This is a genomic window from Collinsella sp. OM08-14AT (assembly GCF_003438115.1).
In the GTDB taxonomy this organism is placed as follows: Bacteria; Actinomycetota; Coriobacteriia; order Coriobacteriales; family Coriobacteriaceae; genus Collinsella.
The window spans coordinates 92,443-118,481 of sequence record NZ_QSTE01000005.1; the positions used below are offsets into that span (position 1 = coordinate 92,443).

General features: G+C 60.6%; 20 protein-coding genes. 8 read left to right on the top strand and 12 right to left on the bottom strand.

What is annotated here, in order from left to right:
* Position 1: 1 nt before the first annotated feature.
* The 5 genes from DXC18_RS04470 to DXC18_RS04490 all read right to left on the bottom strand — a co-directional run bounded on the left by DXC18_RS04470 (position 2) and on the right by DXC18_RS04490 (position 7,854).
* Positions 2-3,430, bottom strand: coding sequence for a DNA-directed RNA polymerase subunit beta (locus DXC18_RS04470; RefSeq protein WP_006235007.1), 3,429 nt, complete (start codon positions 3,428-3,430; stop codon positions 2-4).
* A 571-nt stretch (positions 3,431-4,001) separates the two neighbouring features.
* On the bottom strand, positions 4,002-4,910 hold the full coding sequence (locus DXC18_RS04475; protein WP_117716442.1) for a UTP--glucose-1-phosphate uridylyltransferase: 909 nt from the start codon (positions 4,908-4,910) through the stop codon (positions 4,002-4,004).
* A gap of 313 nt (positions 4,911-5,223) precedes the next feature.
* Positions 5,224-5,601: a 50S ribosomal protein L7/L12 gene (gene rplL / locus DXC18_RS04480; protein ID WP_006235005.1), complete on the bottom strand. Its 378-nt coding sequence runs from the start codon at positions 5,599-5,601 to the stop codon at positions 5,224-5,226.
* A 102-nt stretch (positions 5,602-5,703) separates the two neighbouring features.
* Positions 5,704-6,225: a 50S ribosomal protein L10 gene (rplJ, locus tag DXC18_RS04485; RefSeq protein ID WP_089572500.1), complete on the bottom strand. Its 522-nt coding sequence runs from the start codon at positions 6,223-6,225 to the stop codon at positions 5,704-5,706.
* Positions 6,226-6,729: 504 nt separating this feature from the next.
* Entirely contained in the window at positions 6,730-7,854 is a 1,125-nt protein-coding gene (locus DXC18_RS04490) for a pyridoxal phosphate-dependent aminotransferase (protein ID WP_233509003.1), read from the bottom strand.
* Positions 7,855-7,959: 105 nt separating this feature from the next.
* Between DXC18_RS04490 and DXC18_RS04495 the strand changes: the two genes are divergently transcribed.
* On the top strand, positions 7,960-8,619 hold the full coding sequence (locus DXC18_RS04495) for a hypothetical protein (protein ID WP_117716444.1): 660 nt from the start codon (positions 7,960-7,962) through the stop codon (positions 8,617-8,619).
* A gap of 1 nt (position 8,620) precedes the next feature.
* On the opposite strand, the gene DXC18_RS04500 is transcribed toward DXC18_RS04495, so the two are convergent.
* From DXC18_RS04500 to DXC18_RS04525, 6 genes are all read right to left on the bottom strand, one after another.
* Positions 8,621-9,184, bottom strand: coding sequence for a DNA-deoxyinosine glycosylase (locus tag DXC18_RS04500; protein ID WP_117716445.1), 564 nt, complete (start codon positions 9,182-9,184; stop codon positions 8,621-8,623).
* Between the two features lie 3 nt (positions 9,185-9,187).
* Positions 9,188-10,564 (bottom strand): alpha-amylase family glycosyl hydrolase, encoded by a 1,377-nt coding sequence (locus DXC18_RS04505; protein WP_117716446.1) that lies wholly within the window; start codon positions 10,562-10,564, stop codon positions 9,188-9,190.
* Positions 10,565-10,911: 347 nt separating this feature from the next.
* The gene (locus DXC18_RS04510) at positions 10,912-12,132 is read right to left on the bottom strand and encodes an MFS transporter (protein ID WP_233509004.1); all 1,221 of its coding nucleotides are present in this window, start codon (positions 12,130-12,132) and stop codon (positions 10,912-10,914) included.
* A 99-nt stretch (positions 12,133-12,231) separates the two neighbouring features.
* The gene (gene feoB / locus DXC18_RS04515) at positions 12,232-14,643 is read right to left on the bottom strand and encodes a ferrous iron transport protein B (protein WP_117716448.1); all 2,412 of its coding nucleotides are present in this window, start codon (positions 14,641-14,643) and stop codon (positions 12,232-12,234) included.
* 586 nt (positions 14,644-15,229) lie between these two features.
* Positions 15,230-16,693, bottom strand: coding sequence for a basic amino acid/polyamine antiporter (locus DXC18_RS04520; protein WP_117583088.1), 1,464 nt, complete (start codon positions 16,691-16,693; stop codon positions 15,230-15,232).
* A gap of 109 nt (positions 16,694-16,802) precedes the next feature.
* Positions 16,803-17,579 (bottom strand): dimethylarginine dimethylaminohydrolase family protein, encoded by a 777-nt coding sequence (locus tag DXC18_RS04525; RefSeq protein WP_117583089.1) that lies wholly within the window; start codon positions 17,577-17,579, stop codon positions 16,803-16,805.
* Between the two features lie 255 nt (positions 17,580-17,834).
* On the opposite strand from DXC18_RS04525, the gene DXC18_RS04530 reads away from it, so the two are divergent.
* Complete coding sequence (locus tag DXC18_RS04530) at positions 17,835-18,485, top strand: GntR family transcriptional regulator (RefSeq protein WP_117583090.1); 651 nt, start codon at positions 17,835-17,837, stop codon at positions 18,483-18,485.
* A 113-nt stretch (positions 18,486-18,598) separates the two neighbouring features.
* Here the strand turns inward: DXC18_RS04530 and DXC18_RS04535 are convergent, their stop codons facing one another.
* Positions 18,599-19,501, bottom strand: a complete 903-nt coding sequence (locus DXC18_RS04535) for an alpha/beta hydrolase (protein WP_117716449.1) — start codon at positions 19,499-19,501, stop codon at positions 18,599-18,601.
* A gap of 217 nt (positions 19,502-19,718) precedes the next feature.
* Between DXC18_RS04535 and DXC18_RS04540 the strand changes: the two genes are divergently transcribed.
* From DXC18_RS04540 to DXC18_RS04565, 6 genes are all read left to right on the top strand, one after another.
* A complete protein-coding gene (locus tag DXC18_RS04540; RefSeq protein WP_117716450.1) occupies positions 19,719-20,309 on the top strand; it encodes a PTS glucose transporter subunit IIA in 591 nt (196 codons plus the stop codon).
* A gap of 181 nt (positions 20,310-20,490) precedes the next feature.
* Positions 20,491-21,894: an asparagine--tRNA ligase gene (gene asnS / locus DXC18_RS04545; RefSeq protein ID WP_117716457.1), complete on the top strand. Its 1,404-nt coding sequence runs from the start codon at positions 20,491-20,493 to the stop codon at positions 21,892-21,894.
* A gap of 257 nt (positions 21,895-22,151) precedes the next feature.
* Complete coding sequence (locus DXC18_RS04550; RefSeq protein WP_118372631.1) at positions 22,152-22,937, top strand: hypothetical protein; 786 nt, start codon at positions 22,152-22,154, stop codon at positions 22,935-22,937.
* 160 nt (positions 22,938-23,097) lie between these two features.
* Positions 23,098-24,078: an ABC transporter substrate-binding protein gene (locus DXC18_RS04555; protein ID WP_117716452.1), complete on the top strand. Its 981-nt coding sequence runs from the start codon at positions 23,098-23,100 to the stop codon at positions 24,076-24,078.
* Positions 24,079-24,281: 203 nt separating this feature from the next.
* Positions 24,282-25,205 (top strand): ABC transporter permease, encoded by a 924-nt coding sequence (locus DXC18_RS04560; RefSeq protein ID WP_006234992.1) that lies wholly within the window; start codon positions 24,282-24,284, stop codon positions 25,203-25,205.
* Entirely contained in the window at positions 25,198-25,992 is a 795-nt protein-coding gene (locus tag DXC18_RS04565) for an ABC transporter ATP-binding protein (RefSeq protein ID WP_055250279.1), read from the top strand. Before DXC18_RS04560 ends, DXC18_RS04565 begins: the two co-directional genes overlap by 8 nt.
* Positions 25,993-26,039: the final 47 nt, after the last annotated feature.

Consider the following 26,039-nt stretch of genomic DNA (forward strand, 5'->3'; position numbering starts at 1 on the left):
ACTACTCCTTATCAGTGGTCGTGGCGGCGACAGCCTCGGGCGCCTCGGCGGTCTCGGCATCCTCGGCCTCGACGTCGGCGTCAACGCCGGCGAGCGCAGCCAGGTCGTCGAGAGCAGAGGTCTCCTCGGCGGTCACAGGGGCGGAGGCGTCCTCGTCGGCATCGTGCATGGGCTCGATGTCCAGTGCGAGGGAGCGGATCTCCTTGACGAGAACCTTGAAGGACTCGGGGATACCCGGGACCGGAACATTCTCGCCCTTGACGATGGACTCGTAGGTCTTGACGCGGCCCACGGTATCGTCGGACTTGACGGTCAGGATCTCCTGCAGGACGTTGGAAGCACCGTATGCGTACAGTGCCCAAACTTCCATCTCGCCGAAGCGCTGGCCGCCGAACTGGGCCTTGCCGCCCAGAGGCTGCTGGGTAACCAAGCTGTAAGGGCCAGTCGAACGAGCGTGGATCTTGTCGTCGACCATGTGGCCGAGCTTGAGGATGTAGGACGTACCCACGGTAATGGGCTCGCGGAACTCCTCGCCAGTGCGGCCGTCGAACAGACGGGTCTTGCCGCGCTCGTCAAGCTGGGTGACAAACTCGGGGCGCATGTGATCGCCAAAGGCAGCGGTGGCCTTGTTGAGCATGTTCTTGTTGGCACGACGGATGACCTCGGCGATCTCGTCCTCCTTGGCGCCGTCGAAGACGGGCGTGGCGGTAAAGAACGGACCCGGGACGTACTTGTCGGAGTCGGCCTGCTCGGTATCCCAACCACACGCAGCAGCCCAGCCAAGGTGGCACTCGAGCAGCTGGCCGACGTTCATACGCGAAGGAACGCCCAGCGGGTTGAGGATAACGTCGATCGGGGTACCGTCAGCCATGTAGGGCATGTCCTCGACCGGCAGAACGTTACAAATAACACCCTTGTTGCCGTGGCGGCCGGCGATCTTATCGCCCTGCTGGATCTTACGACGCTGGGCGACGTAGACGCGCACCTGCTCGTTGACGCCGGGAGCCAGGTCGTCGCCGTTCTCGCGGCTAAAGCGGACGACGTCGATGACGCGGCCGTAAGCGCCGTGAGGCATCTTAAGGGAGGTGTCGCGAACGTCGTGGGCCTTGGCACCGAAGATGGCGCGCAGCAGGCGCTCCTCGGCGGTCAGAGCGCTCTCGCCCTTAGGCGTGACCTTACCGACCAGGATGTCGCCAGGGCCGACCTCGGCGCCGATGCGGATGATGCCGTCCTCGTCGAGGTTGGCAAGCATGTCCTCGGAGAGGTTCGGGATCTCGCGGGTGATCTCCTCGGGGCCGAGCTTGGTGTCGCGGGCGTCGATCTCGTGACGGGTGATGTTGATGGTCGTCAGCAGGTCCTCGGCCACCAGGCGCTCGGACACGACGATACCGTCCTCGTAGTTAAAGCCTTCCCACGGCATGTAGGCCACGGTGAGGTTCTGGCCCAGTGCGAGCTCGCCGTGATCGGTCGAAGGACCGTCAGCCAGAGGCTCGCCCTGCTCAACGGTGTCACCGACGCGCACGAGCGGACGGTGGTTGATGCAGGTGGACTGGTTGGAGCGCTGGTACTTGGCCAGGTGATACTCGTCCATGCCGCCGGCATGCTTGACGATGATCTTGGCGGCGTCGGCAAAGATGACCTCGCCGGCATTCTTGGCCAGGGTGACCTCGCCGGAGTCCAGAGCGGCGCGACGCTCCATGCCGGTACCGACATAGGGAGCGGCGGGGTGAACCAGCGGCACGGCCTGACGCTGCATGTTAGCGCCCATCAGCGTACGCTTGGCGTCGTCGTGCTCAAGGAACGGGATCAGCGTGGCTGCGACGGAGAGCATCTGGCGCGGCGAGACGTCCATGTAGTCGACGTCCTCGACAGGCACGTCGGCGGGAGCGCCGAAGGAGCCGTCGAAGTCGCGGGTACGGGCGATCACGGTGTGCGGACGGACGATCTTGCCCTCGGCATCGGTCGTGATGAACTCGTTGGTCTTGGGATCGAGCGGCGTGTTGGCCGGCGCGATGACGTGCTTCTCTTCCTCGTCAGCGGTCATCCAGTCGATCTGGTCGGTGGCAACGCCGTTCTCGACGCGACGGAACGGGGCCTCGATGAAGCCGTACTCGTTGACGCGGGCGTAGAGGGCGAGCGAGCCGATCAGGCCGATGTTGGGGCCTTCGGGGGTCTCGATCGGGCACATGCGGCTGTAGTGCGAGTTGTGAACGTCGCGGACGGCCGTCGGCACGTTGGTGCGGCGGCTGGAGCCGGACTTGTGGCCGGCAAGACCACCAGGGCCGAGTGCGGACAGACGGCGCTTGTGGGTCAGACCGGTCAGGGGGTTCGCCTGGTCCATGAACTGCGAGAGCTGCGAGGAACCGAAGAACTCCTTGATGGAGGCCACGATCGGGCGGATGTTGATGAGCGACTGCGGGGTGATCTCGTCGATGTCCTGGGAGCTCATGCGCTCACGGACGACGCGCTCCATACGGCTCATGCCGATACGGAACTGGTTGGCGACGAGCTCGCCGACGGTGCGGATGCGGCGGTTGCCAAAGTGGTCGATGTCGTCGACCTTGAAGCCCTGCTCGCCAGCAGCGAGGGACAGCAGGTAGCGCAGCGTCGCGACGATATCCTCGTCGGTGAGCACCGTGACCTCTTCCTCGGTGGTGAGGTTGAGCTTCTTGTTGACCTTGTAACGACCGACGCGGGCCAGGTCGTAGCGCTGCGGGTTGAAGAGCAAACCCTCGAGCAGGCTGCGGGAAGCGTCCACGGTGGGAGGCTCGCCCGGGCGCAGACGACGGTAGATCTCGATGAGGGCGTCCTCGCGGGTAAGGGCGGTGTCGCGCTCCAGGGTGCGCTTGATCACATCGGAGTTGCCGAGCAGCTCGATGATGTCGTCGTTGGTGACGGCGATGCCAAGGGCGCGCAGGAACATCGTGGCGCTCTGCTTGCGCTTACGGTCGATGGAGACCATGAGCTGGTCGCGCTTGTCGACCTCAAACTCAAGCCAGGCACCGCGGGACGGGATGATCTGGGCCTTGTAGATTTGCTTGCCCGAATCCATCTCGGAGCTGTAGTACACGCCCGGGGAGCGGACGAGCTGCGAGACGACGATACGCTCTGTACCGTTGATGATGAAGGTGCCCTGATCGGTCATCATGGGGAAGTCGCCCATGAAGACGAGCTGCTCCTTGATCTCGCCGGTCTCCTTGTTGGTGAGACGGACGTCGGTCAGAAGCGGAGCCTGATAGGTCATATCCTTCTCGCGGCACTCCTCGACGGTGTGCGCGGGGTCGCCAAACTGATGCTCGCCGAAGGTAACCTCGAGAACATGGTTCTGGCTCTGGATGGGGCTGGATTCCTTGAACGCCTCACGAAGGCCCTCGTCCTTAAAACGCTCAAAGGATTCCCTTTGAACAGAGATAAGGTTGGGGAGCTCCATGGCCTCCGGGATTTTCCCGAAGCTGACGCGCTTGCGCTCAGTGGCAGTGTATGCGTAGGTCACCAGGTTTTTCCTCCTTCACGGAAATGCTCGGTGGGTTGGCGAGGCATGGCTTCGCCAGTTATCGCAACCTAATAGTTTATCAGGTACCGACCGTTGGGCAAGAAAAGCCTTGACGCGATTGAGTTTTTGGAGTAGCAAAGTTTTTCGACAGAAAATACGCAGGTAGATAGGTGTGCATCGAACACCTGTTCATATATTTTCTGTGAACGAGCCTGCTGGTGCTGGCCGCTGAACGGCGGAATGGCAGCGAGGGTTGGCCGGACGGAAATTACATCCCGTTTTGAGGCCCCAAACTGGGACGCAGTTTCCGGTTGAGCCCTGTTTGGGAAAGCACATCCCATTCTGAGCCTAAATTCCGGGTCGCAGTTTCCGCTAGGGGCCTCAGCTGGAAAGCGCGTCCCAGAATTCGGCCAAATTGTGGGTCGCACTTTCCGGGGCTAAGCTGTAGCTCGCATAAAAAACGGGTGCAGACCGAAGTCCGCACCCGTAAATGTCGATGCCCGAAGGCTTATTTGCGCATCAAACCGCCGCGCTCGTCGATGGCGTCCCAGAAGGCGCTGGCAAAGCGAGGGTCGCTTGCGGCCATGAGGGCGTTGGTGGCCATCCAGCCAGACGGGGTACCGGTGTCGTAGCCCGAAAGTGGATCGATGACGACAGCGTACATGGCCTCGCGGTCGAGCGAGCGGGCCATGGCGTCGGTAAGCTGGATCTCGCCGCCCTTGCCGGCCTGCTGATCGGCGAGCAGGTCCATGACCAGCGGGCTCAGCAGGTAACGACCGACGATGTACAGGTTGGACGGAGCCGCCTCGGGAGCGGGCTTCTCGACCAGACCGCCGATGCGCCAGACAGCGCCCGGCTCGGCATCGGCAACGCCCTCGGCGCCCTCGAGCGAACCGACGCGCTCGCCGGCGATAACGCCGTAGCGGCTGACTTCCTCGGGCGAGCAAGCAGCGACAGCGATAACCGAAGCGCCACCGTGCTCCTTGGAAACGGCGAGCATCTTGTCGCAGATGTCGCGGTTAGGCACAACGTAGTCGCCCAGAAGAACCAGGAAGTTCTCCCCTGCCACGGCGTCGGCAGCAGAGCGGATAGCATGGCCGAGGCCCTTGGGCTCGTACTGATAACGGAAGTCGACCGGCATACCGCCCGCATGGGCGACGGCGTCGGCATAAGCATCCTTGCCGCGCTCGCGCAGCAGGTTCTCGAGCGAACGATCGGGCTGGAAGTAGCTCAGCAACTCGGGCTTGCCGGGAGAGGTGACGATAATGGCGTCGTCGACCTCCTCGGGGTCGAGCGCCTCCTCGACGACGTACTGGATGACTGGCTTGTCGAGCACCGGCAGCATCTCTTTGGGCGTGCACTTGGTGCCAGGCAGAAAACGCGTGCCAAGACCGGCGGCGGGGATGATTGCCTTCATAGTATTCAGGGATCCTTTCGCAGGCGCAGGATGCGCCCTGTGCGTGCGGCACGGCGGCCGCAGACCAAATTGCGATACTGGTTTATCTTACCGCCGTTAATTAACGTTAATGTAGGCAAGCGCCATTCTTCAGCAGGTCAACGCAAATTATTGCTCGAATGGTGCAATTTTATCGCCCAACGGTAGCGACCCCAAAGCACCGCAAGCGGCAGCAATTTGCATGCCGAGCCAACAAAATAGAGGGATCAAAACAAAAAAGACGGGGCTCGCAATGCGAACCCCGTCTGCAAAGAAATCTGGCGAGAAAGCCTGATTACTTGAGGGTGACAGCAGCGCCAGCAGCCTCGAGCTTCTCCTTGGCAGCCTCGGCGTCCTCCTTCTTGGCACCCTCGAGAACAGCCTTGGGAGCGCCCTCGACGACCTCCTTGGCCTCCTTCAGGCCAAGGTTGGTGAGCTCACGGACGGCCTTGATGACCTGGATCTTGTTGTCGCCGAAGCCCTCGAGCACGACGTCAAACTCGGTCTTCTCCTCGGCCTCAGCAGCGCCAGCAGCGGGAGCGGCGACAACAGCGGCAGGAGCAGCGGCGGAAACGCCGAAGGTGTCCTCGATAGCCTTGACGAGCTCGGAAGCCTCGAGAAGGGTCATTTCCTTAAGAGCATCGATGATCTCATCGGTGGTAAGCTTAGCCATTTCTAAGTCCTTTCGGTTTCCGTGTCTGTGCACGGAGATCAGTTAAAACACGACGCGAATGCGTCAGGGGTGCGGCGTTGCCGCCGCGGGTGAAAACAGCGACTAGGCTGCCTTCTGCTCGGAGACCTGCTGGATCGAACGAGCGAGACCAGAGGAAACGCCGTTGACGCAGACAGCGATGTCGCGAGCGAAACCGGAGATGAGACCGGCGATCTGGCCGAGAAGCTGATCCTTGGTGGGCAGCTCGGCGATAGCCTTAACATCATCAGCGGAAACGGCCTTGCCGTCGGAGATACCGCCCTTGATCTCAAGGACGCCCTTGGACTTAGCGGAGAAGTCCTTAAGGGCCTTAGCGGCCTCGACCGGCTCGGTCTCGTAGAACACATAAGCGACGGGGCCGGCGAGGATCTCGTCGAGCTCGGGCTGCTCCTGGTTCTTGAGAGCGATCTTGACCAGGTTGTTCTTGTAGACCTTCATCTCGGCGCCGCACTCGCGAAGCTGATGACGCAGCTCCTGAGCCTGCTTAACCGTCAGACCGTTGTAGTTGACGACGAACAGACCGGCGTTCTCGGCGATACGGGACTCGATCTCTGCAACCTTGTCGATTTTGTACTGCTGGGGCATGAATTACACCTCCTCGATTTCTTTCCGGGCACGGTCCGCCACAAGGACGTGACGGGGGCATGTCCAAAAAGAAAGCCCCCGCGCTGCATGAGCGACGGGGGCGAGAAGACATATCTACTCGACCACCTCGGCTGGCGGGATGTCCCATTAAGCTCGCGGGCGATGCCCGTTTGCACCGGCTGTCTCTGGCAGCGGATTCGTGCGTGAACCGAAAGTATTATGGCGGGGACCCCGGCGTCGGTCAACGGAAAACCGGGCTGTACACAATTCCACCATCCGGCCGCACCGCCGAAGGCCAGGCGCAAGGTTTTCGCTCGGTCAAGTCCTGGCTCGCACGAAGGCCACATTAAGTGGCCTTCGGCTCGTGCGGAATCTACGAAAACCTTGCGCCTGGCCTTCGGCGGCGCGTGCCTGCGTTGACTTTGGGCAGCCCGGGCTTTCGTTGGCTGACGCCCCCACTCATAGTGCTTGGATCGGTGGGCTGATGTGTTGCGTCCCTGATGGCTACAGGGTTGAAACGAAGGTGGACAGGCGATGGAGGCCTTCGTTCAGATCTTGGTCGGAAACGCAGTAGCTTAGTCGGATGTGGCCTTCGGTTCCGAAGCAGTCTCCGGGGACTAGGGCTACGTTTGCCTCTTTGATGGCTTTGATGCAGAAGTCTTCGCTTGTTAGGCCGAACTTTTTGATGCTGGGGAAGGCATAGAAGGCTCCTGCGGGTTCTACGACGTCGAGGCCCATGGCGTTTAAGGCTGCGAGCACGCGTTTGCGGCGAGCTCGGTAGACGTTGAGCATGGGGGTGGGGTCGACGGTCAGGGCTCGAGCTGCGGCGTCCATTTCGAAGGAGACGGCGCTCGATACTAGGTATTGGTGGGCCTTGGCGATCTCGTCGATGACGGGGGCTGCGGCTGCGAGCCAACCCAAGCGCCAGCCGGTCATAGCCCATGGCTTGGAGAAGCTCTCGATGACCACCGTCTGATCGCGCAGCTCCGGGTGGCGCCGGGCAAAGCGCTCGTAGCCATCCACATAAACCAGACGGTTGTACACATCGTCGCAGACTACGTAGATGCCCGCCTGCTCCGCCACTCGCGCTACGGCATCGAGTGAGGCCGCGTTGAGAATGCAGCCCGTGGGGTTGTTGGGCGAGCAGATGACGATAGCCTTGGTTGCCGGCGTCACGCAGGCGCGAAGTGCGTCCTCGTCAATCTGAAATTGCGCAGGCTCCGTATCCAAAAAGACCGCTTTGGCGTGGTTGGCCACGACGATGCTTTCGTACAGGCCAAAGGCCGGCGTGGGAATGATGACCTCGTCGCCGGGGTTGAGCATAGCCATGAATGTTGCCGACAGGGCCTCGGTCGCGCCGTCGGTCAGGATGACCTCGTCGGCCGAAAACGCAAGGCCCGCGTCCCCCATGTAGGCAGACAGCGCCTCGCGCAGGGCGGGGCGACCGTTGTTGGGCGGATAATGCGTGTCGCCGCGGCCCAGCGCGGCGGTCACCTCGGCGCTAATCACATCTGGTGTAGGAAAATCGGGCTCGCCGAGCGCGAGCGCAATGCATCCTGGGTGCTGGGCAGCGAGCGCGTTAATCCGACGGATGCCGGAGGGCTTGAGCGTGGCAAGCGAGGTATTCATGGGCAGGCGCATGGCGTTCCTTTCGTAAGGGTTGCACTAGGATAGCGCGCCCGCGCGCCGCCAGACGGTGTAACCTAAACGGAAACCAACCGGAAAGGTGGCGGCATGGAGACGACCGCACGCGGCGATGTACCAAAAACGTTGCGAACCATTGCGTATATCAGTATTCCCAATAGCGCCGATCTTGAGTTTTTGCTCTGGGACCTGCAGGATGCCATCGCGGCGTATGCACAGCTTTCCGCCACCGCACTCCCCCGCCCGGTGGACTTGAAGACAAATGACACCGGCGTAGTCGATGGCATGGTGCTCGCTGTTGAGAATGTGCCCGACGATGAGTCAATGTCCGTCGCTCAACGAGCGCTCGATCGCTTTGGCGACACGGAGACGCGGGTCTATGTCGTCGTTCAGGCTGGCTGTGGGCATGCCGAGGAGGCGCACCTGTTTATCGAGCGCCTGCGCCAAGCTTGCGAACTTCGCAAGTTAACGTGGTGCGGCGGCGTTGTCGCCTGTGCCGGTAACGGCATCGCAGCGCTTTGCCGCTCTCCACGTATGGGACTTCTGCGACGGCCATTTTCGGAAGCGATAGATATGCTCGTAGGCGCCGTTCGCATGGGCTGCTCCGTCGAGCATGCGCAGCGACTTGGCGGCGGCCATGCCGCCAACGTCGACGCCGACGGCATGGTTTGCGCCGAGCCAGCCGTGCCCGCGCCGATCTGGCAAGGCGTTCTGAAACGTCTGGGCGCCCACGCTCAATCAAATATCTAAATTAGAGAGCGGCCCAGTCAACGGCTTCGTGCCAACGCTCAACAAGACGCTCCAAACGCCAAGCGGCATTGGCGGGACTTGTCGAGGGCAGGACGATGGCGGGTAGCCCGGTGCGTTCTTGCAGATAGCGCTTGTAGAGCCGGCCAGCTGTACCACCGTTGCATATCACTTGCTCAATGGACGCGTTGCTCGTGATAAGCTCAACGCGAGCCGGCACAACGTTTTTGATGCTGGCGTCACTCGAGCCCTTGATGTCACAACTCTCGATCACATCCCACAGGGCTACGCCACCGTTAAGCAGCATAGCCCGCTTGGCAGCAACCGAGGCGTCGAGCGTCGCGGGCTCGCCGCTCGCCAAAGAGTCTCCCTCGTTGGGCGGCACGGGCACACCGAGGCACGCGGCCATCACGCGCCAAAAGCGATTCTGAGGGTTGCCGTAATAAAAGGCATTGGCGCGCGAAAGCACCGAGGGAAACGACCCGAGCACCAAAACGCGCGAGTGTTGGTCGAACACGGGCTCAAACCCATGCTCAATATGTTGATAGCCCTCGTCAGGCACAGGCATGGCCTAGGCCCTCAACAGATAGCGCACCTCGTAGGGCGCAAGCTCAAGGGAGCCCGGCAGCTCGACCGTGGGCGCATCGTCGGCAAGCAGGTCAACGAAGGAGCCGTTGAGTTCGCCGGCTCCAAAGGTATAGGGCTCGTTCACGGCATTGACCGCCACGAGCACCGTCGCATCGTCACAGGCGCGCTCGAACAGCAGCTGCTTGTTCTGAATCACCACGTTGCGGTACGCACCGTAGTTGAGAGCGCGTGCCGCCGCATCGTCTGTCGAGCGCAGGTGCGCGAGCTGCTTGATGAAAGCCGACAGCTCGTTGGGCGCAGGCTCATCGAGCGCAGGACGCAGCGCCCAATCGCCATCGGGGCCGCCCTTTTCGCCGGCAATTCCCCACTCGCTGCCATAGTAGACGCACGGGATGCCCGGCATGCTAAAGAGCATGCCATAGGCGGGACGCAGGCACGACTTGTCGGTGAGGATACTCGCCAGGCGCGGCACATCGTGGTTGTCGACAAACGACAGCAGATGCTTGCCGCGATAAATGCACCACGGGTCACCGCCAAACTGGCGATGCAGCGAGTGGGCAATCTCGAACATGTTGACCGAGTTAAAGCTGGAGTACAGGCCCTTGTAGCACTCGTAGTTGGTGCAGGAGTCAAGCATCTCGTCATTGACGATCTGGTTGTAGTCGCCGTGAAGCGTCTCACCAATCAGCACAAAGTCGGGCTTGAGCTCACGGGTAAAGGAGTGTAGGCGGCGCATAAAGTCGCGGTCGAGCATATAGGCGACGTCCAAGCGCAGGCCGTCGATGCCAAAGACCTCGGCCCAGCGACGCACGGACTCGAGCAGGTAATCGACCACAGCAGGATTTTGCAGGTTGAGCTTCACAAGCTCAAAATGGCCTTCCCAGCCCTCGTACCAAAAGCCGTCGCCATAGCAGGAGTCGCCATCAAAACTGATGTGGAACCAGTCCTTGTAGGGCGAGTCCCACTTGCGCTCCTGCACATCGCGGAAGGCCCAAAAGCCACGGCCCACATGGTTAAAGACGGCATCGAGCACCACGCGAATGCCATGAGCGTGCAGCACCTCGCATACGGCGGCAAAATCGGCATCCCCGCCCAGGCGACGGTCGATATGGCGCAGGCTGCGCGTATCGTAGCCGTGGCTATCGGATTCGAGCAGCGGGTTGATCAGCACAGCGCCAATACCGAGTTTCTGCAGGTAGTCGGCCCATTGGGCGATTTTCATAATGGGGGCATCGGGATTGGGCGCGGTGTCGGTAGCCTGGGAGAGTTCATCCTCGGCAACGGGCGCGGCATTCTCGCGCGGAGCCCCGCAAAAGCCCAGCGGATAGATCTGATAGAACGTCGTCTCGTATGCCCACATAGCAACCTCCCGGGTAACTTTCACGCAACGCCATCCATTGTATGCCGAATGTGACAAAGGGACTGTCCCTTTGTCACATTCGATTATGCCGCGCCACGAAAGCGGCCCATCTACTACGTTTGACCCGCATGGGTCAACCACGCCCGCGTTTTTGTAAAACCGGCAAGCTTTCTACCTGCAGTTTTAATTTCGTACTTCCCGGTGTGGTCGAGGATAGACACTAAAAAGTAGTAGATAGGCCCATTTCGTGGCAAGCAGCTCAATTCAGGACATGGGGTAGTCAAAAAGCCCCATCCCAAATTAGCTACCCCCGTCCGCATTCCGCCGCAACTGATGAGGGGGTATGGCTAGGCAGCAGGCTTTGCACGGCGAATGGCCGGGAACATCACGGTGATGGCGAGAATGACACCCACGACAGCGATTGCCCCGCCCGCAAAGCCAATCCAGGCGATACCGGGGCCCGACACCACGGCGCCACCGATCGCGGTGCCCGTGCCGATACCCAGATTAAACAGCCCCGAGAAGATTGACATGGCCACGGCCGACGAATCTGCCGGCGTGTACTTGATGAGCTCGGCTTGGAACGCCACGCCAAAGGCCGTGGCGCAGCAGCCCCACAGTGCGCAGACGGCAAGCACCGCCGCGAGAGCCGAAGCCGCCGGAGCCATGAGCAGCAGAGCCGACGCCACGCCAGAGAGCGTGATTGCCAAGAACGGGAAGCGGTGACCGTCGAACAGGCGGCCGAACAGCCAGCTACCAACCAGGCCAGAACAGCCGAATGTCGTCAGCGTCATGGTGATAGCGCTTGCGTCGACGTGTGCAACCTGCGCCAGGAAGGGCTCGATATAGCTGTAGCCTGCGTAGTAACCGGTCGCCATAAAGACCGTGACCGCATAAAGCGGAATCAAAAATGGGTTCTTGAGCAGCTCAGGCAGCTGCTTGACGGTAAAGCGCTCACCCGCCGCCATGGTCGGGAACACCGCCGCCTGGTACACCACCGCGGCGGCAGAGAAGGCACCGACCACGGCAAACGTCATGCGCCAGCCCACGGCCAGGCCAATGGCGCGACCGAGGGGCAGGCCAAAGATCTGCGCGATGGACGAGCCCGTGGCGATCATACTGATGGCGAGCGCTCCGTGGCGGGTGTCGACGAGGCGCGAAGCCATGATCGAGGCGACCGACCAGAACACGGCATGCGCGCAGGCGACCACCAGGCGCGCGCAGACCAGGATGGGATATGTCGGTGCCACAGCGGACAGGAACTGACCCAGAGAAAACACGGCAAGCACGCCGAGCAGCATCCGCTTGAACTCAAAGCGCGAGGCAAACACCATGAGTGGCAGTGACAGCAGCATGACGCCCCAAGCATAGACCGAGATCATGATGCCTGCCTGGGCCTCGGTGAGCGAGAACGACGCGGCGATATCAGTCAGAAGGCCGATGGGCATAAACTCCGACGTGTTGAATACGAACGCGCAACAGGCGAGCCCGATAAGCGGGAGCCACTGCTTGAGCGAGATGCCATCTTGTCTTGCCTGGGTCATGTAGGAAACCTCTCCGATTGTCATGGGCGGTGGGCGATTATATAGCAACGGCCCCGCATCCGTCAGTACAGATGCGGGACCGCAATCAACTCAATACACAGGGGTTGCGCCGTCAATAAATAGCTAAGCCAACCCCAACAATATGCCCGCCGAATGCACGACAAACGCCACGATCCAGGCGACCGTCACCTGAAACGCGAACACGGCAACGGCATAGCGCGCACCCAGCTCGCTCTTGACGGCACCGATGGCCGCCACGCAGGGCGGGTACAGCAGCGTAAAGACCAGGAACACGTAAGCGGTAAACGGCGAAAACATGGTCGACAGTGCCGCGGGCGAGGTCGCGCCCAAAAGCACCGTGAGGGTCGAGATGACACTCTCCTTGGCGATAAGGCCGGTGACGAGCGCCGTGGATGCTCGCCAATCGCCAAACCCAAGCGGCGCCAGCGCCGGCGCGATGATGCTGCCGAGACCCGCAAGCAGGCTTTGCGACTGATCGGCGACCACATTAAAGCGGATGTCGAACGTCTGAAGGAACCAGATGACCACCGTAGCGGCAAAGATAATGGTGAAGGCCTTGGTGATGAAGTCCTTGGCCTTATCCCATGCCAGCATCACCGTCGTCTTAACGCTCGGCAGGCGGTAATTGGGGAGCTCCATGATAAACGGCACCGGGTCGCCCTTAAATGCCGTGCGGTTGAGCACCAAAGCCGCTATGCATCCGACCGCAATGCCAATCAGATAGAGCGAGACCATGGCGGGAACTGTCGCCTGCGGGAAAAACGCCCCGCACAGCAGACCGTAGACCGGCAACTTGGCCGAACAGCTCATGAACGGCGTGAGCATGACCGTCATCTTGCGGTCGTGCTCGGATGGGAGCGTACGGGTCGACATGATAGCCGGCACGGTGCAGCCAAAACCGACGAGCATGGGCACAAAGCTGCGGCCCGACAGGCCAAAGCGACGCAATACCTTATCCATGACAAAGGCCACGCGCGCCATGTAGCCCGAGTCTTCCAGAATGGAGAGGAACAAGAAGAGCACGACGATGATCGGCAGGAAGGTCAGCACGCTGCCCACGCCCGTGAGAACACCGTCGACGGCCAGCGAGCGCACCACGTCGTTGGTGCCGAACGCCTTGAGACCCGCATCGGCCGAGGCGATGATGGCAGCGATGCCGTCCTCCATAAGTCCCTGCAACGCCGCGCCGATCACGCCAAACGTCAGCCAAAAGACGAGGCCCATGATCACCAGGAACGCCGGAATGGCTGTGTAACGACCTGTCAGGATGCGGTCAATCTTGACGGAGCGCACGTGCTCGCGGCTCTCGTGCGGCTTTACGACGCAACGCCCGCACACGTCGCCGATAAAGCCGAAGCGCATGTCGGCCAGCGCAGATAGACGGTCGGTGCCGGCCTCGCCCTCCATCTGGGTAATGATGTGCTCGATGGCGTCAAGCTCGTTGCGATCCAGATGAAGTGCCTCGGTCACCAGCTCGTCGCCCTCAACCAGCTTGGTCGCCGCAAAACGCACGGGAATGTGCGCCGTCGCGGCATGGTCCTCGATCAGGTTGGCAATGCCGTGGATGCAGCGATGCAGTGCACCGCCGTCTGGACCATCGGGCGCACAGAAGTCCAGGCGACCGGGGCGCTCACGGAACCGCGCCACGTGCAAGGCATGATCCACCAGCTCGCCGATACCCTCGTTGCGGGCAGCGCTAATGGGGACAACGGGCACGCCCAACAGGCTCTCGAGCAGGTTGACGTCCACGGCGCCGCCGTTGGCCGTCACCTCGTCCATCATGTTGAGCGCGATGACCATGGGGCGATCGAGCTCCATAAGCTGCAGCGTCAGGTACAGGTTACGCTCGATGTTGGTGGCGTCGATGATGTCGATGATGGCGTCGGGGTCTTCGTCCAAGATGAATTGGCGGCTGACGATTTCTTCGCCCGTGTACGGCGACAACGAGTAAATACCGGGCAAGTCGGTAACGCTCGCCTCGGGGTGGTTACGGATAGTGCCGTCCTTGCGGTCGACCGTCACGCCGGGAAAGTTACCGACGTGCTGGTTGGAGCCCGTAAGCTGGTTGAACAGCGTGGTCTTACCGCAGTTTTGGTTGCCGGCGAGGGCAAAATGCAGCGGTGCGCCCTCGGGCACGGCCGTTTTTGCCGCACGGGGCGAATACGTCCCCTCGCCAAGTGCCGGGTGCTCCGTCATGCCGATTGCGGCGTTAGTGCGCGGACCCGTGTCTGTGTCGTGAACACCCACGAGCTCGATGCGAGCAGCATCGTCCTTGCGCAGCGTCAACTCGTAGCCACGCAGGCGAATCTCGAGCGGGTCGCCCATAGGAGCGTACTTCATCATGGTGACTTCGGTGCCCGGCGTTAGGCCCATGTCCAAAATATGCTGTCGGAGTGCCTGATCGTCCGATGCCACCGATGCGACAACGGCGTCCTTTCCAATCTCGAGTGTATCGAGCTTCACGTCCGTGTTCCTCCCCCGGCGCCCACAGGGCGTTGTATTTATGTTCACCATGGCTAACCGTTTGCCATGGCTAACCAATTTTAACCATGCATGATAGCGCGAACATGCAACGATGTTCAATCAACAGATCGGTGCAGGGGGGATTCTGGGCCATTGCTTCCCAGACGGGCCTGCTGCGGAAACCGAATCCCACTCCGGAACACCTAAACGGGATGGGCTTTCCGGTTGAGGCATCTAGCGGAAACTGCAGCCCGGAATCGGCGCTCAGACTGGGATGCAATTTCCCAATGGAGCCCTCGGGGAAACTGCGGCCCGGAATCTGCTCTCGAAACGGGACGCGGTTTCCCCGAGGACCGAAGCAGCCGCCCGCCCCTCGACAAAATGATCCGTTCCCTCCGTCGCATGCGGAACATCCAAGGAGTGTCCCAGGGTGCCGGCACAATAGGAACGTCCCCAGCTGCCGGCAGCATTTCGCCGCAACAACAAAAGCCCGCGCTGGCAACAAATGTCACCTGCGCTGGCTTGGTGGGCGCTCACAAAGGCACGTTACAGAGGCCCACGTCAGTTATGGATTACCGAACGGCACCGGCACGCGATGCCTCCGTCGGCTTACCAAGCGATGAAGCTTGCCGCAGTCTTAGACTATCGGCGCAATGCCGGCAAAGTGCAGATACAGCGAAATGATTGCCACGACAATGACCACCGCTGCGATCAGCTTGTCGTGCAGATGCGGAAGCACCGGTTTACCGCGGCCTCGCTCGCCCAGCATATAAACGGGAATGGCCGGAGCAAAAAGAATCGTCGTGATCATAACGCCCTGAAGACCCGTCGACCACACCAGGAACAATGTGTAGATGAAGCCGAGCGTACCGAAGAAGCGGGCTTTGCCGACGCTGGGCGCATGCGGCCCGTCCAGATGCTCGTTCTTCCAGCCAATCACCATGTAATAGGCAGCCGAGCAGACATACGGAACCAGAATCGTGTTGACTGCGCAGCTATAGAAGAACTGGTAGGTGCTCGCCGCCACATACGACACGATCAAGAAGAGCTGCGTAATGCCGGAGCTCACGAGAACCGTTACCACCGGGGCGTCGTGCTTGTTCGTCTTGGCAAACGCCAGCGGGAAGGATCCCTGGCGCGCCGCCTCGAACGGCGTCTCGGACGCAATGATGACATAGCCCAGCAGCGCGCCGACCAACGAAAGGATAACGCCAAGGTTTACGATGGCAGCACCAACCGGACCGATTGCGCACTCGAGAATTCCCGCCATGGAGGGCGTTGCAAGCTGTGCCATCTCCTCTCGCGGCATAATGCCGAGCGACAGCATAGAAATAATCAAATACAGGACAAAGACCGCCGCAAATCCGAGCGCCGTCGAGCGACCGACGTCACGCACGTACTTTGCGCGGCCCGAGATGACAACGGCGCCCTCGATGCCCGTGAAGACCCAGACAAGGGCAATCATGGTCGAGACAACCTGCTCGCCAAAGCCAGGACCAGCCGGCTCTCCCCAGAAGTTGTCCATAAAGATATCGACGTTGAACTTGCCCAGGAGCACAATGCTCAGCACAAAGAGTCCCAGCGGCACCAGCTTCGCCAAGGTGACAATCGTGTTAATGCCCGCAGCCTCCTTAACGCCACGAAGCACAAGGGCGGTAAGGAACCACAAAAACACGCTGGCGCAGACGATAGAAAGCAGGTTGTTGCCCGCGCCAAACGCAGGGAAGAAATAGCCCAGCGCGCTAAACAGCAAAAGTGCAAAGCTCACGTTGGAAAGGCATGCGCTGATCCAGTAGCCCCAGGCGGAGTTGAATCCAATGTAATCGCCAAAACCGGCCGCAGCGTATGCATAGATGCCACCGGTCAGGTCGGGACGGGCTTGAGACAAACCGTTGAACACCATCATCAACGCAAAGACGCCAATAAAGCAAATTCCCCACGAGACGATAACCGCACCGGTATTGGCTCCGCCTGCCGCCATATCGCCGGCAAGAGAAAAGATACCGCCGCAGATGCTCGCAGTGATGACCATCATGGTCAGACGGAAGAGATCCAGACCATTGGGGTCGATAATCTCGTCGTTAGAAGTTTTAGAGGCCATTGTATGTGCACCCCCTTCATCATGTGATCGAACGAAAGATGGCCCGGACGTCCCGAATCGGGTGCCGGGCCATCGGTCAAGCGATCATCAGACTGTTACAGCTATCGCGTTAGAAGCGCAGCGACAGGCAAGAAAGGCCGCCGTCGACCTTGCGATACTCGGAGGTGTCGACGACGAGTGTCTTGTAGCCCAGATCCTGCACGGCCTTGAGCACAGTCGGATAGCCCTCGGCAACGATGACCGTACCGTTGACCCAGATGCAGTTGGCGCCGTACGCCTCGTCCTCGGGCACGACGATCTTGTTGTACTGGGCAAAGTCAGGCTTATCGATGAACTCACCAGAGACGAGCATGTTGTTGTCCTCGATGTAGTTGACGCCCGTCTTGAGGTGCAGGACCTCCTCCAGCGGAACCTCAGAACCCTCGAGGCCCCAGCCCTCGAGAATCTCACAGAACTGGCGAATGCCCTCTTCGTTGGTACGAGCGGAGCGACCGACGTAGAAATGGTCACCGACCATCATGACGTCGCCGCCGTCAAGCGTGCCCGGAGAAACGATGTGCTTGACATGCTCGTCGTCAAAGAAGCGACGGACGGCCGGCTCAATCTCGTCCTTCTCGCCGTTGCGGCTATCGGCGCCGGGGTTGGTAATGATGGCGCCGCAGCGAGTGATAACGGCCGGATCTTCGACGAAGCAGCTGTCGGGATACTGCTCGAGTGCCGGCAGCACCGACACGTCAACGCCGCACTGCTCGAGCGCATGCTCATAATCGTAGTGCTCCTCGATGGCGCGCTCGTAGATGGGCTGGCCAAGCTCGGGGGCACTCGTGATGCCATTGCTCAGGGACTTGCCGGGGCGGCGGATGATGACGTGGCTGAACTTGGTCATGATGATCCTCCTTGGATCTCTTAGCAGAGAGCGGGACTTCTTCGCGCCCGCCTTCCTTTCGATGGCTTTATCTTAGGGCGGTTTTCCTGTTTTGTATATTGTATACAATCCTGAACGGTAGGTATTCTTCGGTAAGCGTATTCTTACGTATCGGCGCAAAGTAGCATGATTTAGCTGGTCGTTCTATAATTCAACTGAGCTATTCAAGTGAAACGTATTTGCTTTTAGAAATATACCGTTAAGGAACATAGGCTCATGGAAACGCTCAGAAAGCCCCTGAAGGACCACGTATACGACTATATTTCGAGCCGTATTGACGCCGGCGAGCTTTCGGCCGGCGACCGGCTGAGCGAGCAGGCGATCTGCGATGCCATGGGCGTGTCGCGCACGCCGGTCCGCGAAGCGCTCATCCAGCTCGCAAGCGACGGCTATCTGGACAATCTCCCCCGCCGCGGATTCCGCGTCCGTGGGTTCGATCAGCAAAACGCCGTTGAAGTCTTTGAGATTATGGGGCCGCTCGACGGGCAGGCCGCATATCTCGCCTGTCCGAATCTAACTGACGACGATATTACGCAGCTGAAATTTCTCGTCGGCTCCATGGACCTCGCGATCCAAGGCGGTCTCATCCGTAAGTATGACGACATTCAGCGAGACTTTCACCTTACGTACTTCAACCGCTGTGGCAACGACCGTCTGCGCGATATGATCTCGCAGCTCGAGCGTTGCTTTATCAAGCGCGATTACGAGACTGTTGACCAAGAGACGGCTTGCAAACTGCTCAATAAAGCCAACAACGAACATGCTCATATTCTTGAGTTGTTCGAAGCACGAGACGCGACGGGCGTGCGCGACTACGTTCGCGATGTCCATTGGAACACGGAAAACGCCCAGTTCACCGTTTGGTAGAAATACAACAAGGAAAGCTATCAGACGCCCATCTCACGAGAGTGGATAATCCCCCGTTTTTGTCGAAAAGCAGACCAAAAAATGGGAGATTATCCACTCTCGTGCTGCGCGGTCTAGAAACCGTGGCGCTCCAGGAAGCGGAAGGCCAGGCGGATCCAAGGACGGACTGCCACCTGCTTGTCCTCGTTGTCGACCGCGGTGTTGGCGTTGCCGAGCGAAAGGCCGTGACCGCCCTGGTCAAAGACGTGCATCTCGCAAGCGACGCCCTCCTCGGCCATGCGCTGCGCAAACGGATAGACCTGTGCGATCGGCGCTGTCTTGTCGTCGGACACGCCCCACACAAAGGTCGGCGGCATCTGGCGCGAAACATGCGTGGTAGGGCAAATGTCGGTCAGGTGCTCATCGGTCGCCTCGCCGCCCGTCACCATCGACAGATAGTCGTTGAGCAAATCGCGCCCTGTCTTGCCACCCGTCTTGGGCACGCGCAGGTCGATGCGCGGGTCACGCGTCTGCATATCGCGCACATAGGCAAGGTCGAGCAACGGATAGCCCAGCACCACGGCGTCGGGACGAAAGTCGTCCGGACGCGCCCCGGCAAGTGCCGCGAAGGGGCCGGTCTTCCACTGCGTTGCCAGCGAGGCGCAAATCATGCCGCCAGCAGAAAAGCCCACGACGCACACGCGCTTGGGATCGACATGCCACTCGTCGGCATTCGCACGCACCGTGGCGACCATCTTGGCAAGATCTGCCTGGGGGTGCGGAAAGCTCACGTCACCCGTAGAACTTGTGACATAGTTGAGCACAAAGGCCTGGTAACCGTGATCCAAAAACGCAAACGCCACGGGATCCTGCTCATGCGGAGCGATATGCGTAAACGCACCTCCGCCGCAGATAATCACGGCAGGGCGGCGGCCATTCGGTTTATCGGGCAGCGGTTCGGCACCCAAATACGTAAACGTCGCCGGATATTCCTCGGTCGGCTCCTCGCCCCACAGCGCATGGTTCTCGACAATCATATGTGCTCCCTTCGCGCAAATTAAGCGCCATTGTTTTTCGCCTTCAAGCGTACCCCACTTGAACCCGTGACGCAGAAACACGCCAGCAATAAGTTTCCCTTCAACTGATATATCACATAATCCCAGCTCAGAGGTATCGCTGAGCAGCGTAGAATAGGGGGTGTTGACCAAGCCGCGAAACAGATATGAAACGTTTCCGGCAAACCAAACGCGCGATATGCGCCTATTTAAGTTGGAGGCAACTATGGGTCTGCTCGATTCGCTTAAGTCCACCTTCACCTCGACCGGCGAGGCGTCCGTTCCGCCCGCAGCAAGCTTCGCCACCCGCGAAGGCGTCATCTATGCCCCCGTCAACGGCGTGCTCGTCAGCCTGGACGAGGTTCCCGACGAGACGATCGCCTCGGGCATGCTTGGCCAGGGCTATGGCATCGAGCCCATTACCGGCACCATCTATGCGCCCGCCAACGGCCGCATCGGCGCCACCACTGTCACCAACCACTCCATCGGCATGATTACCGAGGACGGTCTGCGCGTATTCATCCATGTTGGCCTGGGCACCGTGGAAATGAACGGCAAGGGTTTTGCCCGCTTTGTCGAGATGGGCGATGTGGTCAAGGCCGGCCAGCCGCTCATCAGCTTCGATCGCGAGGCCATCAAGGCCGCCGGCCACGAGGACATCGTGACCGTCATCGTCTCCGAGCTCGATCGTCTTAAGAGCATCGACCATGTCGGCGAGTCTGGAACGCTTATCGGCGGCAACCCGCTCGTCAAGCTTGGCGACCCGCTGCTGGTTGCCAAGACCAAGTAGCCAGGCCCCGCGCCACACAGCCAAAAGGCACCTCGTCAAGCGCCCGCGACCATTTGGCCGCGGGCGCTTTTCGTTTGAAAAACCATCCCGCCAATGCCTTATCTGTATAGCCCAAATGAGCCGAGCTGCTAGAATATCGAACTGTATGGATAACTATCATTCAACCGTTATGGGAGGATACGTGAACCGCACCAAAATCGCGCAGCTCTATGCCGATGCCGAGTCGCTCGGCGGCCAGACCGTCACCGTCGCCGGCTGGGTCAAGTCCATCCGCGACATGAAGAACTTTGGCTTTGTTACGCTCAACGACGGCAGCTGCTTCCGCGACCTGCAGGTCGTCATGAACCGCGAGGCGCTCGACAACTACGACGAGATCGCCCACCAAAACGTCTCGGCCGCACTCATTTGCACCGGCACCGTCAAGCTGACCCCCGATGCACCCCAGCCCTTCGAGCTTTCCGCCACCTCCATCGAGGTCGAGGGCACGAGCGCCCCGGATTACCCGCTGCAGAAGAAGCGCGCAACCGTCGAGTTCCTGCGCACCCAGCAGCACCTGCGCCCGCGCACCAACCTGTTCCGCGCCGTGTTCCGCATCCGCTCTGTCGCGGCTGCCGCTATCCACCGCTTCTTCCAGGAGCAGGGCTTTGTCTACGTCAACACCCCCATCATCACCACGAGTGACTGCGAGGGCGCCGGCGAGATGTTCCGCGTGACCACGCTCGACCCCAAAAACCCGCCCCTCACCGAGTCCGGCGAGGTCGACTGGAGCCAGGACTTCTTTGGCAAGCATGCGAGCCTCACCGTTTCCGGACAGCTCAATGCCGAGAACTTCGCCATGGCCTTTGGCGACGTGTACACCTTTGGCCCCACCTTCCGTGCCGAAAACTCCAACACCACGCGCCATGCCGCCGAGTTTTGGATGATCGAGCCCGAGATGGCCTTCGCCGACCTCAACGACTACATGGACAACGCCGAGGCCATGCTCAAGTATGTCCTCAAGGACGTCATGGCAACCTGCCCCGACGAGCTCAATATGCTCAACAAGTTTGTGGACAAGGGTCTGCTTGAGCGCCTGGACCATGTCGCCAACTCCGACTTTGCCCGCGTCACCTATACCGAGGCCGTCGAAATCCTGGAGCAGGCCGTCGCCGCCGGTCACAAGTTTGACTATCCCGTGAGCTGGGGCATCGACCTGCAAACCGAGCACGAGCGCTTCCTAACCGAGGAGCACTTTAAGCGACCGACCTTCGTAACCGACTACCCGGCCGAGATCAAGGCGTTCTACATGCGCATGAACGAGGACGGCAAGACCGTCGCCGCCGCCGACTGCCTGGTTCCCGGTATCGGCGAGATTATCGGCGGCTCCCAGCGCGAGGAGCGCCTGGATCTGCTCGAGGCCCGCATCAAGGACCTGGGTATGAATCCCGACCAGTACAAGTACTACCTTGACCTGCGCCGCTACGGTTCCTGCAAGCACGCCGGCTACGGTCTGGGCTTCGAGCGCTTGGTGATGTACCTCACCGGCGTGGGCAACATCCGCGACGTCCTGCCGCACCCGCGCACCGTGGGCAACGCCGACTTCTAATCATCGGGCACTAGCTCGCGTCGCCACACGCCAACGCTCATCGCACAAGCGCCTCTCGACATCCGCCGAGGGGCGCTTTTTCAACAGCATTCGTCAAGCTTTTGGCAAGGTTTTGGTCAGTTAGGCAGGGTTGTTGAAAACTCGACCCGCCGTTTGCCGGCAACCACCGACCGTCCAAGGCGCCACGCGTCCTTGGCCAGGCTCCGCGCCCTAGGCTCTGATCTGCCATCACCAAAAAAGGAAAGGACGTGGGCGCCATGACCGAAACCGCTGTTGATACTTACGAGACCACGACGAGGGGCGCCGCCTCGATGGCAGCCTATCGCGCCGTTCGCATCCTGCAACTATTAAGCGAAAACACCGGCGAGGACAAGGCCATGCTTTCCGATGAGTTGATCCGGCGCCTCGCCCATCCCGACGACCCCGCCCGCATGCCCATCTCGGCGGCGCGGCGCAGCATCTACACCGCCATCTCCGCACTTCGCCATGCCGGATACGAAATTGAGTACAAGCGCGGCGTGGGCTATCGACTCTTGACCCGTCCGCTCACCGACGAAGAGATCATCCGGCTCCACGGCATGGTCATGCGCAACCGCTCCACGCCCATCGCCATTCGAAAGAGCATGGCGCAGCACCTGGTCGCCATGGCGAGTGCCGACGTTCGTGGCTACCTCGATGCACCCGAGCCTGCTCCAAGCGCAGGCGACAAATCCACCAAGGCCACACGCACGCCCGTCAAGCGCATCGATGCCTGCGAGCTCATCGAGCAGGCCATCGACCACGGAACCACGGTGAGTTTTGATATTTCGAGTGTCACGGCACGCGGAGAGGTCGAAGTGGCACGGATGACACTCCGGCCCTTTGCCATCAAGCAACGAGACGGCATCTCGTATTTGCTGGGAACGGTCTATGACGCGCGAGGCGCCGACGACACGCTGCGTACCGTTGAGATCGGCCGCATGAGAAACGTCACCACACGTCTCCTTGACGGCAAGAAGCTCTTCGCCGTCCTGGACGAGGACGATGCCTCCTCCGCCGCATAAGACCCTCCGCCGCCCATTCGACTACCCGTACCGCCCATCCGATTCTGTATTAAAAAACCCGCCAGGCTGTTGTAAAAATGGACATCAGCGCTACTATAGTTCCACTTGCACTTTGTCCCAGTGCAGTGTTTCCAGCCATTTCTATACTGGGGGTAATGATATGAAGGACATCACCATCAGCCGCAGGAGCCTTCTGGTCTCTGCCGGCCTGCTCGCGCTCGCTCCGCTCGCCGGATGCGGCGGCAACTCTGGTTCCGGCTCCGCTGCCGCCGGTTCCGACTACACCGTCGGCGTTCTACAGCTCACCGAACACTCCGCACTCGACGCCGCCAACGACGGCTTTGTCAAGGCCATCAAGAAGAGCGGTCTCAAGGTCAAGATCGACCAGAAAAATGCCCAGAACGACCAGTCCACGTGTAAGTCCATCGCCGACAAGTTTGTGGGCGACAACGTCGACCTGATCTACGCCATCGCCACGCCTGCCGCGCAGGCCGCCGCCGGCGCCACGGCCGATATCCCCATCGTGGGCTGCGCCATCACCGACTACGCCGCCTCCGGCCTGGTCCAGGACAACGACAGGCCCGGCACCAACGTCACCGGTGCCTCCGACCTCACCCCGGTCGCCGAGCAGCTCGAGATGATGCAGAAGGTCCTGCCCGATGTAAAGAAGGTCGGTCTGCTCTACTGCACCGCCGAGTCCAACTCCGACGTCCAAATCAAGGCCGCCAAGAAGGAACTCGGCAAGCTGGGCCTGGAGTACACCGACTTCACCGTCTCGAGCTCCAACGAGATCCAGTCCGTCGTCGAGTCCGCCGTGGGCAAGGTCGACGCGCTCTACTCCCCCACCGACAACACCATCGCCGCGGGCGCTTCGCAGGTGGGCCAGATCTGCAAGGAAAACAAGCTTCCCTACGTGACTGGCGAGGAGGGCATGTGCATGGCCGGTGGCCTGTTCACCCTCTCCATCAACTACGAGGATCTGGGCTACGCCGCGGGCGAGATGGCCGTCAAGATCCTGAAGGGCGAGGCCAAGCCCGAGGATATGCCGATCAAGCACCTCTCGAGCAAGGACCTGGTCGTCGTCAAGAACGACGAGATGGCCGAGGCTCTGGGCATCGACCTTTCCGCTCTGGACGAGTAACGGCATGCGCCGTAACGCATCTAGGGTTCGTTCTCGCCCATAGCTGCGTTATTCAATATCTGAGCCATTGGGGCGAACGTCATAGACCGGCGTTCGCCCTGCTTGTTTCAGATATAACAAAACGTTTGCCTGCCGTTCTTATATTCATTGTTACCGCTATTATGGAACATCACGTGTCCACCCTATCCTAGGAGGTATGAAGCATGCTCATTGCATTGCAGGGCGCCGTTTCGCAGGGCGTCCTCTGGGGCATTATGGTGCTTGGCGTGTTTATCACGTTCCGCCTGCTCGACATCCCCGATATGACCTGCGACGGCAGCTTTGCCCTCGGCGGCTGCGTCTGCGCCGTACTCATCGTCAATAACAACGTCGACCCGCTGCTCGCCGTGCTGGCCGGTATGTGCGCCGGCGCCATCGCGGGCGCCGTCACGGGCATTCTGACCACCGTCTTTGAGATTCCCGCGATCCTCGCCGGAATCCTCACCCAGATCAGCCTGTGGTCCATCAACCTACGCATCATGGGCAAGTCCAATACGCCCATTCTTGCCAAGGGCACCGTGTTCTCGGCCGTCAGCAATATGACCGGTCTGCCGCAGTCCACCGTTGCCATCATCTTGGGCATCCTGCTCGCCGTGGCTATCGTTGCCATCCTGTATTGGTTCTTTGGCACCGAGATCGGCTCGGCGCTGCGCGCCACCGGCAACAACGAGTACATGATCCGCGCCCTGGGCGTCAACACCAACTCCACCAAGATGATCGCCCTCGTGCTCTCCAACGCCCTCATCGGCCTTTCGGGCGCGCTCATCTGCCAGAGCCAGAAGTATGCCGACATTGGTATGGGCACCGGTGCCATCGTTATCGGTCTTGCCGCCATTGTTATCGGTGAGGTGCTCGGCCGTCTGCTGCCCGGCGGCCTCACGCAGTTTAGCGTCCGTCTTGCCTCCGCCGTCTTTGGCTCCGTGGTGTACTTCCTTATCCGCGCCATCGTGCTGCAGTTGGGCATGGACGCCAACGACATGAAGCTGCTCTCCGCTGTGATTGTCGCTGTGGCTCTGTGCGTGCCCGTGGTTTGGGAGCGTTATAAGCTCCGCAGCTCCTACACGAAGGGGGATGAGGCAGATGCTTAAGCTCTCGCACGTCAAGAAGACCTTTAACAAGGGCACCGTCACCGAAAAGCGCGCGCTCACCGGCGTCGACCTCACCCTGAATGACGGCGACTTTGTAACCGTGATCGGCGGCAACGGCGCCGGCAAGTCCACGCTGCTCAACATGATCGCCGGCGTGTACCCGCTCGATTCGGGCGTTATTGAGCTCGACGGCACCGATATCTCGCGCCTGAGCGAGTCGCAGCGCGCCAAGTACCTGGGCCGCGTGTTTCAGGACCCCATGCGCGGTACCGCTGCCGACATGCAAATCGCCGAGAACCTGGCCCTCGCCAAGCGTCGCGGCCAGCGTCGCGGCCTTTCGTGGGGCGTCACCAAGGCCGAGAAAGATGAGTACGTTGAGCTACTCAAGCGCCTGGACCTTGGTCTGGACACGCGTCTCAACGCCAAGGTCGGCCTGCTCTCGGGCGGCCAACGCCAGGCGCTCACCCTGCTGATGGCCACGCTCACCAGGCCGCGCCTGCTGCTGCTCGACGAGCACACCGCGGCCCTCGACCCCAAGACGGCCTCTAAGGTGCTCAACCTGACCGAGGAGATCGTCGACGAGAACCACCTGACCACGCTCATGGTCACGCACAACATGAACGACGCTATCCGTCTGGGCAACCGTCTGATCATGATGCACGAAGGCCACGTGATCTACGACGTGGCCGGTGACGAGAAGAAGTCGCTCACCGTGGCCGACCTGCTGCAGAAGTTCGAGGAGGTCTCGGGCGGCGAGCTCGCCAACGACCGCATGCTGCTAAGCTAAACCTACCAGACGATATGAGCAGGACATAAAAACATTGAGAGCCCCTG